The organism is Kitasatospora sp. NPDC093102 (assembly GCF_040683915.1).
Lineage (GTDB): Bacteria > Actinomycetota > Actinomycetes > Streptomycetales > Streptomycetaceae > Kitasatospora.
Genome location: NZ_JBFBFA010000015.1, coordinates 21,045 through 32,962, shown reverse-complemented (window position 1 = coordinate 32,962; position 11,918 = coordinate 21,045). Strand labels below are relative to the sequence as shown.

14 protein-coding genes are annotated in these 11,918 nt (G+C 73.8%); 8 read left to right on the top strand and 6 right to left on the bottom strand.

The features are described from left to right. Positions 1-382: 382 nt before the first annotated feature. Entirely contained in the window at positions 383-607 is a 225-nt protein-coding gene (locus AB0O11_RS20690; RefSeq protein WP_224277736.1) for a holin, read from the top strand. 114 nt (positions 608-721) lie between these two features. On the opposite strand, the gene AB0O11_RS20685 is transcribed toward AB0O11_RS20690, so the two are convergent. Genes AB0O11_RS20685 through AB0O11_RS20675 form a run of 3 tightly spaced genes read right to left on the bottom strand, consistent with a single transcriptional unit; the run spans position 722 to position 1,939 of the window. After that, entirely contained in the window at positions 722-913 is a 192-nt protein-coding gene (locus AB0O11_RS20685; RefSeq protein WP_363388795.1) for a DUF397 domain-containing protein, read from the bottom strand. Next, positions 910-1,041 carry a DUF397 domain-containing protein gene (locus AB0O11_RS20680; protein WP_363388792.1) on the bottom strand — a complete coding sequence of 44 codons (132 nt, stop codon included), beginning with the start codon at positions 1,039-1,041 and terminating at the stop codon, positions 910-912. The genes AB0O11_RS20685 and AB0O11_RS20680 overlap by 4 nt, the downstream gene beginning before the upstream one ends. Then, positions 1,004-1,939, bottom strand: coding sequence for a helix-turn-helix transcriptional regulator (locus tag AB0O11_RS20675; protein ID WP_363388790.1), 936 nt, complete (start codon positions 1,937-1,939; stop codon positions 1,004-1,006). Before AB0O11_RS20675 ends, AB0O11_RS20680 begins: the two co-directional genes overlap by 38 nt. A gap of 349 nt (positions 1,940-2,288) precedes the next feature. On the opposite strand from AB0O11_RS20675, the gene AB0O11_RS20670 reads away from it, so the two are divergent. The 7 genes from AB0O11_RS20670 (at position 2,289) to AB0O11_RS20640 (ending at position 8,298) form a co-directional block, all read left to right on the top strand. After that, positions 2,289-3,242 carry an SDR family NAD(P)-dependent oxidoreductase gene (locus tag AB0O11_RS20670; RefSeq protein ID WP_363388787.1) on the top strand — a complete coding sequence of 318 codons (954 nt, stop codon included), beginning with the start codon at positions 2,289-2,291 and terminating at the stop codon, positions 3,240-3,242. 762 nt (positions 3,243-4,004) lie between these two features. Beyond that, entirely contained in the window at positions 4,005-4,253 is a 249-nt protein-coding gene (locus AB0O11_RS20665; RefSeq protein ID WP_363388784.1) for a hypothetical protein, read from the top strand. A gap of 18 nt (positions 4,254-4,271) precedes the next feature. After that, positions 4,272-5,057: a helix-turn-helix transcriptional regulator gene (locus tag AB0O11_RS20660; protein ID WP_363388782.1), complete on the top strand. Its 786-nt coding sequence runs from the start codon at positions 4,272-4,274 to the stop codon at positions 5,055-5,057. Between the two features lie 78 nt (positions 5,058-5,135). Next, positions 5,136-5,546, top strand: a complete 411-nt coding sequence (locus AB0O11_RS20655; RefSeq protein WP_363388779.1) for a sigma factor-like helix-turn-helix DNA-binding protein — start codon at positions 5,136-5,138, stop codon at positions 5,544-5,546. A 190-nt stretch (positions 5,547-5,736) separates the two neighbouring features. Continuing rightward, positions 5,737-6,234 carry a hypothetical protein gene (locus AB0O11_RS20650; protein WP_363388776.1) on the top strand — a complete coding sequence of 166 codons (498 nt, stop codon included), beginning with the start codon at positions 5,737-5,739 and terminating at the stop codon, positions 6,232-6,234. 54 nt (positions 6,235-6,288) lie between these two features. Then, positions 6,289-7,290, top strand: a complete 1,002-nt coding sequence (locus AB0O11_RS20645; protein ID WP_363388774.1) for an aldo/keto reductase — start codon at positions 6,289-6,291, stop codon at positions 7,288-7,290. 195 nt (positions 7,291-7,485) lie between these two features. Further along, positions 7,486-8,298 (top strand): DUF4253 domain-containing protein, encoded by an 813-nt coding sequence (locus tag AB0O11_RS20640; protein ID WP_363388771.1) that lies wholly within the window; start codon positions 7,486-7,488, stop codon positions 8,296-8,298. An 80-nt stretch (positions 8,299-8,378) separates the two neighbouring features. On the opposite strand, the gene AB0O11_RS20635 is transcribed toward AB0O11_RS20640, so the two are convergent. From AB0O11_RS20635 to AB0O11_RS20625, 3 genes are all read right to left on the bottom strand, one after another. Further along, positions 8,379-10,175: a beta-galactosidase family protein gene (locus AB0O11_RS20635; RefSeq protein WP_363388768.1), complete on the bottom strand. Its 1,797-nt coding sequence runs from the start codon at positions 10,173-10,175 to the stop codon at positions 8,379-8,381. A 76-nt stretch (positions 10,176-10,251) separates the two neighbouring features. After that, the gene (locus AB0O11_RS20630; protein WP_363388765.1) at positions 10,252-10,734 is read right to left on the bottom strand and encodes a hypothetical protein; all 483 of its coding nucleotides are present in this window, start codon (positions 10,732-10,734) and stop codon (positions 10,252-10,254) included. 224 nt (positions 10,735-10,958) lie between these two features. After that, the gene (locus AB0O11_RS20625; RefSeq protein WP_363388762.1) at positions 10,959-11,903 is read right to left on the bottom strand and encodes an NAD-dependent epimerase/dehydratase family protein; all 945 of its coding nucleotides are present in this window, start codon (positions 11,901-11,903) and stop codon (positions 10,959-10,961) included. Between the last annotated feature and the right edge of the window lie 15 nt (positions 11,904-11,918).

Genomic DNA, 11,918 nt, shown 5'->3' with positions numbered 1-11,918 from the left:
CCAGGTGGACGGCGGCTCGACGCGCCCGGTGATCCGAGTGGGGCCCGGCGCGCCGTGGAGCTGGGCGCCCCGCCGAGGTGAGGCGTACGCGGGGCTGAACCCGGCAACGAATCGACGCCGAGTCCGTCGTCGGATCCGACCCGCGTGAACGTGTACACCACAGGCGCCAACTCCCCGATGGCGCACGCCCTCCGACCCGCCGACCCCAACGGCCCGCGCGGCGCCGCCGTACCCGGACCCCTGCTGATTGCACCGGACCTGACCCGGGCAGGCCCCGGCACCCACCGCAGTCCGGCAGGACGGCATGCCCCCGGCGAACGGCCGCCACCCGGGCGCCCATGACCGTGCACCTCACCCCCTTCACCCCGAAGGAGTCCTGACCATGCGCAAGCTCATCATCGACCTGGTCGAGCGCACCGTCGCCACGTACGCCGCGGCGTTCCTCGGCCTGCTGCTGGCCGACAGGTTCGACCTGACGTCGTTCAGCGCGCTCAAGGCGGCGGCGGTAGCGGCCCTGCCGGCCGCGCTGACCGTGGTCAAGGGGGCGGTGGCGACCCTCGTCGGCGACCCGAACTCGGCGGCCCTGCTGGCCCGCAGCCGGGACTGACCGAACCGGCATCCCGCCGGGGCGCGCTTTCCTCCCGAATGAGCGCCGCGTGCCGGCCGCCGCTATGCGGCCGGCCGGCACGCGGGGCGGTCACGGGGCGTCGAGGGAGCAGCGCTAACCAGCGAACTCGCCCTCCCGAATCGCGGTGATGAAGGCGCGCCAGGCGGTGGCCGGGAAGACGAGCGCCGGGCCGTGGGGGTCCTTGGAGTCACGTACGGGGACGAGGCCGGGGAATCCGGGGGCCACCTCGATGCAGTCGCCGCCGTCCGGGCCGCTGTAGCTGCTCTTGCGCCAAACCAGACTCACGCCGGGAACTTCCCCTCCCGAATCGCGGTGATGAAGGCGCGCCAGGAGGTGGCCGGGAAGACGAGCGTCGGGCCGTGGGGGTCCTTGGAGTCACGCACGGGCACGCGGTCGGGGAACCCTGGGGCCACCTCGATGCACTCGCCCGCGTTGTCCCCGCTGTAGCTGCTCTTGCGCCACAACGCCCCGCTCAGCTCGGCGTTCTGCATGTCGGTATTCCTCCATTGCTTCAGCGATAAGGGCGTAGGAGTCGTCGACCGAGAGTACAGCTCCACGGACAAGATCAAAGTCCCGGCGGGTCTCCTGCACGACCGAAGGGGCGTCACTGAAGTGACCTCGATACAGGCTCTCCGAGTAGACCCACTCCTTCCCGTCGGGCATCTCCAGCAGCACCACTGACGTGGTCGGCAACTTCCGGGCCTTGAAGGCGAACGGCGCTACCTGGATCAGCACGTTCGACCGTTCCCCCACGGAGAGAAGGTGCTCCATCTGCCTTCTCATAGTGTTCGGTCCACCGATGGCGCTCCGGATCGCGCTCTCATGGAGGACGACGATCATTGACGGCCCGCCATCGGCCAGGAACCGGTCCTGCCGGCTCAGCCGAGCCGCCACTCGCTCGGCCAGCCACTCCGGGTTGTTCCGGGCATCGCCGAGGCGGAAGATTTCGTAGGCATACTCCTCACACTGGAGCAGACCGTTGATCCGCATGTACTGAAGCACCCGGGCCGCCGCAGCTTCTTCTTCCAGCTCGACGTACTTCTGGAACCAGTCGGGGTGCTCGATGTCCGCATGCCAGTCCACCCGCTCCCACAGTCGAACCAGCAGGCCCCTCATGCCGAGTACCTCGTCGGCTCTTTCGACGGTGTCCCTGTTCATCGAACGCTTGCCGCTCTCGTATCGGGTGATCACCGTTCGGTGGCAGTGGAGGAGCTTGCCCAGCTCTTCCTGCGTGTAGCCCGCCTGCTCGCGGGCGAAGCGGAGCGCTTCGCCGAACATCACCGCTGGGCTCGACGTGAGGCCGTTCTCCAAACGCCGATGTGGCATCCCAAATCCCCTCAGGTGATGCGGGCCTCCGTGCCCCGACTTGATCGTCACCGTAGCCCCAGCGTCTGATCATTGATACCGGAATGCGATCTTTTGCTTGCACAGCGTCATGCCGCGCGCCCCCATCGCGCGCCCCTTGCCCCGCGCAGGAAGTCGACCCTGCCGACTTCCTGCGCACTGGGCCCGCCCGGTGCCGGTCGCCTGACAGCGCGGACGGAGAGCTGCCGGTGAAATGTGAGTGGCCTCCGGGACCGTGGGAACCGGGCGTGACCGGCTGCGACGCGCGGTCCCGCCCGTACCGCCAGATCACCACTCCGAGTTCCAGGAGCCCACCATGCCCTCCCTGCCCCAGGCCCCACCGTGGGACGTCCACCGGCTGCCCCGCGCCGAGGGGCGGCGCTTCCTGGTCACCGGCGGCAACGCGGGCATCGGGTACTTCGTCGCCGAGCAGCTCGCCGCCACCGGGGCCACGGTCGTGCTCGGCAGCCGCAACCCGGTGAAGGCGCAGGCGGCGATCGCCTCCATTGGCTCGCGCGTCCCCGGCGCCGACGTCAGGCACGTACCCCTGGACCTGGCCGACCTCGCTTCGCTCGGCGCGTCCGTGGACGCGCTCGGGCTGGACCGTCTCGACGCGGTCGTCCACAACGCCGGTGTGGCGCTCGACCATCCGCCGCGCCGCGAGACCGTCGACGGGCACGAGCTGATGTTCGCCACCAACCACCTGGGGCACTTCGCGCTGACCCACCACCTGGCACCCCTGCTCGCGGCCACTCCCGGGAGCCGGATCGTCACCATCGGAAGCTTCGCCGCCAAGTCCGAGCACCTGGACCTCGACGACCTCCAGGGCGCGCACGACTACCGGCCCAAGCGCGCCTACGCGCGCTCCAAGCTGGCCCAGATGCTCTTCGCCCTCGAACTCGACCGCTGCCTGCGCGCTGCCCGCAGCACGACGCTGAGCGTGCTCGTCCACCCCGGCGGCGCGCTCGACTCCCTCACCCCCTCGCGCCCGCCGGTCCACGTCCGCACCACCGGCGAGCGGCTGCGCCACCTGCCGCTCGGGCTCGTCGTCCAGGGCAAGGACGCCGCCGCGTGGCCCGCCGTCCGGGCCGTGCTCGACCCGGGTGTGCGCGGCGGCCAGATGTGGAGCCCCCGCGCGTTCGGGCTGCGCGGTGCGCCCAGGATCGAGCCGCTCTGGAACCACCTGGCCGACACCGCGACCGCCGCGCGGCTGTGGGCGGCCAGCTGCGAGCTGACCGGTCACGACCTGACGTTCGCGCACCGGGCCTGACCGCTGTGCGTCAGGGTGATGTCATCACAGCCGTGCCGTCGGCACCGGTCACCGCAGCTACTGCCCCGACTTCCCACGCACGCCAACTCGCCGGCACCGCACCGTCGATGCTGTCAGGGTGGCAGCCGTGCCGAGTGCGCGCCAACCTCGCGGCCATGCGCCGGGCCGTCCGCGGCGGAGGCGCCGCGCGCGGGGCCGACGCGATCGAGCGGTACCTCCGGTAGCCCGACTGCCCGCGCAGCGCCGCTCTGCGGTGGGGGGCGTGCGGCCCGGCGGTGGCGGATCGGTGGCCGGGAGCCGTCACCACCGGAGTCCCGGCCACCGCCGGGAACGCAGAGAGACCGCTCGGGCCACCAGGGCCGGGCGGTCTCTGCTGTTCGGGCGGACCCATGCGCCAACACGGCCCGCTGCCGATGTTCCCGAATTGTTGGAGTGAACAGCGCCCCCGGGTTCCGGACCCGCGGGTCCGGGTGACGCCGCTGCAAATCGTCACATCCAGCCAGGACGGCTCACAAGGGCATGCTGCACAAAGGCGCATCAAAATCCGGTTTCATTTCGCTGAACTGCGCCTTCCTGATAGGGCGTTCACGAGATTGCGGCCAGGGGCCGGGACCGTGGCGCATCAATCTTCGCGATGTTCACCGAACCGATTGGGATTCACCCGTACGCCTGACAGAGTGTGATGCCACCGGGCACACAGTGCGACGCCAACCGCACAAGTGCCCACCAGTTGGAGTGGACAGTGATATGGAGGCCTCCTCGATGGCGAGGAAACGGAACAAGCGCGCCCACACCCCTACCCACTGCGCGGCAGCGGAACCGGTACCGCTGCGCCCGCGCCCGTACCGGCCGCTCGTGGTCGGTGAAACGGCCGTGGTCGTCGTCGTGGTCGTCCTGACGGTCGCGCTGGCCGCCGCCCTGGTGGCGACGGGCATGTCGGCCGGGGCCGCGTTCGAACTGGCCGCGGGCGGATGCCTGTTGGCCGCAAGGCTCCGACGGGAGCGGGCCTAGGAAGAGCGCCTGTCTGCGATGGGACGCCGAGAGAATCCGATCGAGGCGACCGAGCCGGCGCTGGGCCGGCTGGCCGTCTGGCTGCGAGAGCAGCGCGAGCAGGCAGGGTTGACGTACCGTCAGCTCGCCGCCCGGACCAACTACCACCCCACCACCCTGCAACGGGCCGCCGGCGGGCGCTCCGTGCCGAGCTGGAAGGTCGTCGAGGCCGTCACCCGCGAATGCGGCGGCGACCTCAAGACGGCCCGGCGCAAGTGGGGCCAGGCCAACTACTGGGCCCACGTGCCCCGCCCCTCGGGCAGCCGGCGGCTGCGCGCACCCCGGCGGGTCGACCCCGAACAGGTCGACTCCTTCGCGGACCTGCGCCGCGCGATGCACGAGATGCGCCGCAAGGCCGAATGGCCCTCCCTGAGGGAACTGGACCGCCGGGCCCGCGACCGGGGCGGACGCCTGCCCTCCAGCACCCTGGCCCTGGTCCTCAAGGGCGAGGCCCCGCTGCGCAAACCCGTCTTCCTCGCGTACATGGAGGTCTGCGGGGTCAGGGAGACCCGCCGCGCCCTGTGGGCGGCGGCCTGGGACCGGACGAACAACGCCCGCACCCCGCTGCCGGTCAACTCGCGTACGTACCAGAGCGAGTTCGCCCGGGCCATGCAGTCCTCCAGCGCCGGCACCCCGACGGACATCCTGTTCCGGCTGTGGGCGACCCTGCGCAACAGCCTTGCCGCCGAACGGGACGAGGGCCCCGGTCACCCCGCTGCGGCTGGCCGCGAAGGCACCGACGACAGCCCGTCGGTGCTCGTGTGACCCGGTCCGCGGCCGGGGAGCGCCACCCGCGCCCCGGCCGCGGACCAGCACCCACCCGCGCCACCTCGGGACACCACCATGCCGACACCACCACGCCGTCCGGCGACCCCCGGGCCCGCCCTGGGCCTGTGGGCGCTGCACGACCTCCACCTGCGCCACTACCTCGACTACGCCGCACTGCTCCTGCCGGACGCCGACGCGCAACTGGCCGTCCGCGACGCCTTCGAGGAGCTGGGCGGCCACTGGCTCGACGCCCTGTCCACCGCCAGCCCGGCGGCCTGCGCCTGGCAGGCGGTGCGCCGCCGCGTCTGCACGCTGGCCGGCCCCCGGCCGCTCGGCCCGGTCGCCCACCTCACCGCCACCCAGCAGGACGTCCTGCTGCTGCACCTGGTCCTCGACCTGTCCGCCACCGAGGTCGCCGCCCTCACCGGCACCGAGCCCGCCGCCGTCCACGTCCAGCTCCGCTCCCTGGCCGCCGCCCGGCGCTGACCGGGCCGCAACCGAACCATCCCGCAGGAGGACCAACGTACGGGCCGCACCTGCCGATCGGCAGACTCGGAACGCGGATGCGTCCCGAGCGCAGGCCGTCCCGCTGTTGAGCCGGCCGGCGGGCCGGGGCCGTAGACGCGGACGGGGGCGCCCTCCGCCGGAGCGGGCGCCGCGGCGTCAGGAGACAGGCATGCTCAGGTTCCACGGCGCGTGGCGGATCACCGTCGTCGGCAGGAACGCCGACTTCGACCAGCGGGCGGTCGTGCGCGGCGCGTACGGGCTGCGGGTGCTGCCCGGGCGGGTCGGCGCCACCATCGAGGTGGACGAGGAGAGCTGGACGCTGTCCCTGGAACACCACCTGTGGGGCCGCAGCTGGCAGCCCAACCTGCGCACCACCCCCGGACCGGTCACCGAACACGGCGGCCTGCGCAGCCAGTTGCTCACCAGCAACGACTGCCACTGGCCGGGCAAGGCGCTCGAATACGTCAACTTCGTGCTGCGCCTGGACCAGGCCGTCGCCCCGGGCGCCGCGCCGGTGCGCACCGCCCGCCCCCTGGAGACACCGATCGCCGCCCCCGTCCAGGCCGTCCGCACCTCCTCCTCGGGCTGGGCCGAACCCATGACCGAGCCCTCGACCGGGCCCGGTCGCGAACGCGAGCGCGAGCACGGCACCATCACCGCCGGCTGATCCGGCGCGGCTAAAGTCCCAGGTGAGAACCATCGCGCCCGAGGAGAGCCCGCCATGCCGACCGACCCCGCCGCCACCGCAACCCCCGCCGCGCGTCCGCACCCCGCGCGCCTCGGCCTGGGCACCGCGGCCGTCGGCCGGCCCGGATACATCAACCTCGGGCGCGACGCGGACCTGCCCGCCGAACGCACCGTCGACGCCCTGCGCGAACGCACCCACACCCTGCTCGACGCCGCGTACGCCGCCGGCGTGCGCTACCTCGACACCGCCCGCTCCTACGGCCGCGCCGAGGAGTTCCTCGGCCAGTGGCTCGCCGAACACCCCCAGGCCGCGGCCGAGATGACGATCGGCAGCAAATGGGGCTACACCTACACCGCCGACTGGCAGACCAGCGGAGTCGCCGCCCACGAGGTCAAGGAACACTCCACGGCCGTCTACGACCGACAGATCCACGAGACCCGCACCCTGCTCGGCGACCACCTGGACGTCTACCTGGTCCACTCCGTCACCCCCGACAGCCCCGCCCTCACCGCCCCGGCCCTGCACCAACGCCTCGCCGCCCTCGCCGCCGAAGGCGTACGGGTGGGCCTGTCCACCAGCGGCCCCGCCCAGGCCGACACCATCCGCCGGGCCCTCGCCGTCACCACGGCCGGCCGGCCGCTGTTCACCGCCGTCCAGGCCACCTGGAACCTGCTGGAGGCCTCCGCCGCCCCCGCCCTCGCCGACGCCCACACGGCCGGCTGGCTCGTCGTGGTCAAGGAGGGCATGGCCAACGGCCGCCTGGCCGGCCGCAACGCCACCGGCCCCGACACCGCCCCGCTGCGCACCCTCGCCGCCCGCACCGCCACCACGCCCGACGCCCTCGCCCTGGCCGCGGCCGCCGCCCAGCCCTGGGCCGACATCGTCCTGTCCGGCGCCGCCACCCCCGAGCAGCTCACCTCCAACCTCGCCGCCGCCGGCCTGCGCCCGACACCCGAGGACCTCGCCGCCCTCGACACCATGGCGGAGCCCGCCGAGGCGTACTGGCGCACCCGGGCGGGGCTGCCCTGGTCCTGAGGGGCCGGTGGGGGAGTCTGCCGTGGGTGTCGGGGCTCGGCGGTGGGCGGGGTGGCAGGGCGGTGCCCTGGTGGAGCCTGCCGGGGCGTACCGGCGTACCGGCGTACCGGCGTGCGGGCGTGCGGGCGTGCGGGCGCAGGCGGGCCGGGCCGCCGAGCCCGCCCGTTGTCGGTGCCCGCCCCTACGGTGAGCCGCATGACCGAGCACCCGGACCTCGCCGCCGCCCTCACCGCCCTGCCCGTCGACCTGCCGCCCGGCCGTCTGGTAACCGAGGACGACGGGCGGCAGCCGCTGCTGTGGATCAGCGACGCCCCCGCCCCCGCCGGGCTGTGGCGCCGGCTGCACCGCGCCCACCCGCAGACCGGGCTGTGGCCGCTGCTGCTCACCCCGCTGGACCGCAGCGGCGACGACTACCGGCCCTGGCTGTCCGGCGAGCTGTACCCGAGCGACGCCTCCGTACCCGACCTCTACGACCCGGCCGCCCTGCTGAGCACCTGGTGGGAGACCGGCGACGGCGAGGACGAGGACGACCGCGGGGACGAGGACGAACTCGCTGAGATCTTGGCCCCCTACGGCCTCACCTGGCCCGGCACCGCCCCCGCCGTCACCGTGCCCGACGGCGCCGCCGGCACCGAGGCCCGGGAGCTGGCCGAGGTGCTGCAGTCCGTCGAGGACGCCCGCCTCGGCCTGGTCCGGGCCGACAGCGGCGCCCACGCACTCGCGGTGTGCGGCTGGAGCGGCCCCGCGAACCACGAGAACGACATCGCCAAGATCGCCGCCGTGCTCGCCGACTGGGAGCGCCGCTTCGGCGCCCAGGTGGTCGAAGCCGGCTTCGACACCCTGGAACTGAGCGTCCCCGTGCCGCCCGCCACGCTCGCCGAGGCGCTCCCGCTGGCCGCCGAGCACACCGCCTTCTGCCCCGACCTCGTCTTCCAGGGCACCGGCACCCTCACCGAGTACGCCGAGCAGCTGGTCGGCTCCCACCAGTGGTCCTTCTGGTGGGACTGACCTGACCCCGGGGCCGGGGGTGCGGGCCCGGCGCCGTCCTTGCGGTCCTGCTCGGAGCCTGACCGGGTGGCGGGGGTGCCTCAGTACTCGGAGCTGGGTGCCGCCGCGACCGGGCCGAGGTCCGGCTCGTCGCGCAACTCCACTGCCGTGCCGTGCCGTTCGAGTTCCAGCACGACCAGCTCGTTGGCACCGGCCTGCCACAGCGGGGCGGGGGCGTAGAGGGTGCGCTGGGGGCCGGCGGAGCAGTGGCGGCCGAGCAGGAAGCCGTTGAGCCACAGCAGTCCGCGGCCCCAGTCGGGCAGGGCGACGAACGCGTCGGCGGGGGAGGGGAGTTCGGCGGTGAAGCGGTGGAACGCCGGTTCCCCGTCACCGGCCTCGACGCCGTCGGTGAAACGCAGCGCGGACAGGTCGGTCAGCGGCAGCGGACGGATCTGCCAGTCGAAGAGCCGCTGGTGGCCGTGCGAGACGCCGCGGGTGATGCCCTTGCGGTCGTCCATCTGCGGGCCGTAGTTCACCCGGCCCAGCGCCTCGACCAGGATGTCCAGCACGACCCCGTCGGGCCCGGTGGCCAGCGCCAGCGTCGCGCCGGGGGAGTTGCGCTCCAGCACCCCGAGCGGGCGCCCGTCCGCGAACACCTGCGCCCGGTCGGCCAGCCCGTCGATGCGCAGCGGCAGTTCGGGGCGCGGTCCGGGTACGCGGGTGCGGTAGTGGAGCAGGCCGCGGTCCTGGCCGACCTGCTCCATCGGCAGCGGCGCGGCGTGCCGTTGCGGCTGCGACAGCGCATCCAGGGCCTGTGCCAGCGTCGCGCGCCCGTGCGCCTGTTCCAGCCGCTGCGGTGCCACCCGCGGCGGCGGGTCGGGCAGTTCGCCGTCCGGCAGGGGAAGGTAGCGGCCGATGACCTCGCGCAGGGCGTGGAACTTCTCGGTCAGCTCGCCGGCCTCGCCGATCGGCGCGTCGTAGTCGTAGCTGGTGACGGTCGGCTCGTAGCCGGCGTCCAGCGGGTGGGCGCCGCTGTGGTTGGCGCCGGCCCACAGCCCGAAGCTGGTGCCGCCGTGGGCCATGTAGAGGCTGACGGAGGCGCCGGTGGCCAGCAGTTCGTCCAGCGAGGCGGCGGTCTCCTTCGGGTCGCGGACGTGGTGGGGCAGGCCCCACTGGTCGAACCAGCCGATCCAGAACTCCATGGCGGTCAGCGGGCCTTCGCCCTGGTGGCGGCGGAGCACCGCCAGGCGCTCGGGGGCGCGCGAGCCGAAGGTCACGGTGGCCAGGTGGCCGGGGATGGCGCCGCCCTGCTGCATGGTGTCGTGGGCGCCGTCGGTGGTGAACAGCAGGCAGTCCACCCCGCGCTGCACCAGGCCGTCGCGCAGGTGGGCGAGGTAGGCGGCGTCGTCGCCGTAACTGCCGTACTCGTTCTCCACCTGCACCGCCACCACCGGCCCGCCCCGGCTCGCCAGCAGCGGCAGCAGCTCGGGCACCAGCGCGTCGAACCAGCCGTCCACCTCGGCCAGGTACGCCGGGTCCGCGCAGCGCAGCCGCAGCCCGTCCACCGCCAGCAGCCGGGCCGGCAGCCCGCCGAACTCCCACTCCGCGCAGATGTACGGGCCCGGCCGCAGGATCACGTCCAGCCCCAGGCCGGCGGCCAGCCGCACGAAGCGCGCCACGTCCCGCCAGCCGGTGAAGTCCACTGTCCCGTCGGGAAGTTCGTGGAAGTTCCACGGTACGTAGGTGTCCACCGTGTTCACCCCCAGCGCCCGCACCCGCCGCAGCCGGTCCTCCCACAGCTGCGGGTGCACCCGGAAGTAGTGCACCGCCCCGGCCACCACCCGGTGCGGCACCCCGCCCCGCACGAACCCGTCCGCGTCGTACCCGAGCACGCGCACACCCCGCCTTCCCACCGGAGACCCTGGCACCGCCGAGCCTAGCGAGGAACGGGCAGCGCGGGCCGACCACCGCGGCTCACGTGTCGTAGCAGCCGTTCCAGGGGAAGGAGAAGGCCAGCCCGTCCGGATAGAGCTCCATCCAGACGCCGCCGTCCTCCTCGTCCTCGTCCTCCTCGTCTGCGTCCTCCTCCAGGACCAGGCCGAACAGGGCTCCTTCGAAGCGGACCTCGAAGGGGGCGATGGCGATGTCCTGGTAGTGCCGCCCCGGCAGGGCGTCCAGCCACTCCTCCAGCAGCAGCTGGGCCGCGGCCACCGCCTGCTTCTCGCCGTCCGCCGTCGTGCCGGTGGACCGGATGCGCGAGTCCAGGTGGCGGCCGGCCTCGTCGAAGCGGTGGAGCACGGCGTGCCAGCGCTTCACGGCCTGCCAGTCGTCGCCGCTCCAGCCCTCGGGGAAGGCCGCGACGACGGACGCGTAGAACTGGCCGCCCTCGCACCGCCCGATGGTGCGGGTGCGGTAGTCGGGCAGGTACTGGATCGGGATGACCTCGGGAACGCTCATGGGCCGAACCTTAGGCCCCATCTGCGACAACGCGCCCCGGCGGCCCGCAGGTCAGCCGGTCGGCCTCGCCACAGGGGGGAGCGTGACGACCGGGCCGATCGACCGGCAGCCGTCGTAGGTCGTGACTCCTCCCCCGGCTGAAGCCGGGGGAGGGGTGCCGGCCGGCTACCGCGGCGCGGACGCGCTCAAGCACTGACTCCAGCCCCCACGCGAGCGCCGGCCGGCTACGGCTGTACGCGCTCGCGCCACCAGGCGACCGTCGCCCGCAGCTGCTCGTCCAGCGGCGTGGCCCGCACCGCGAACGCGCCCTCGTACGCGGAGCAGTCCACCACGAACGGCCGGTCGAACTGGTAGCGCACCTCCCGCAGTTCGCGCAGCAGCGGGGAGAACACCCCCGCCACGGCGAAGGCGGCCGCAGGCAGACGGCGCACCGCGACCGGCCCGCCGCCGGCCTCGGCGGCCAGCCGGTCGACCATCGCGCGCACCGACAGGGGAGGGGCGGTGGGCACGTGCCAGGCCCGGCCCCAGGCCCGCTCCTCGCCGGCGATCTCGGCCATCGCCCGGGCCACGTCCGGCAGGTAGGTCCAGCTGTGCGCGGTGTCCGGGTCGCCGAGCGCCGCGACCGGGCGGCCCTTCAGCAGGCGGGGCACCGCCCGTGCGGCCAGGTGGCCGCCGTCGGTGACGCCGGGGCCGAAGAAGTCCGAGGCCCGCACCTCCACCGCCCGGATCCGCCCGGCCTCGTGCAGCGCCCGCGCCTGCTCCCAGGCCGCCGCCCGCACCCGGCCCTTGGGACCGGTCGCGGCGAGCGGCAGGTCCTCGGTCATCGCTCCCGCCACCGGCCCGTAGCCGTACAGGTTGCCGAGCATGACCAGCACCGCGCCGCTCTCCTCGGCCGCCGCGCACAGCGAGGCGGTCAGCGCGGGCCAGAGCCGGGTCCACTGCGGCAGCGGCGGCGCAGCGCAGCCGTGGACGGCGGCCGCACCACGGGCGGCCTGCGCCAGCCGTACGGGGTCGCTCGCGTCCAGGGCGAGGTGCTCGACGCCGGGGACGGCCGGCCCGGCGGGGCGTCCGGTGCGGGTGACGACCCGGACCTCGTGGCCCTGTTCGGCCAGCAGGCGGGCGGTGGCGGCCCCGGCGGGCCCGTGTCCGACGACCAGGTGGAAGCTCATCCGCCACACCTTAGG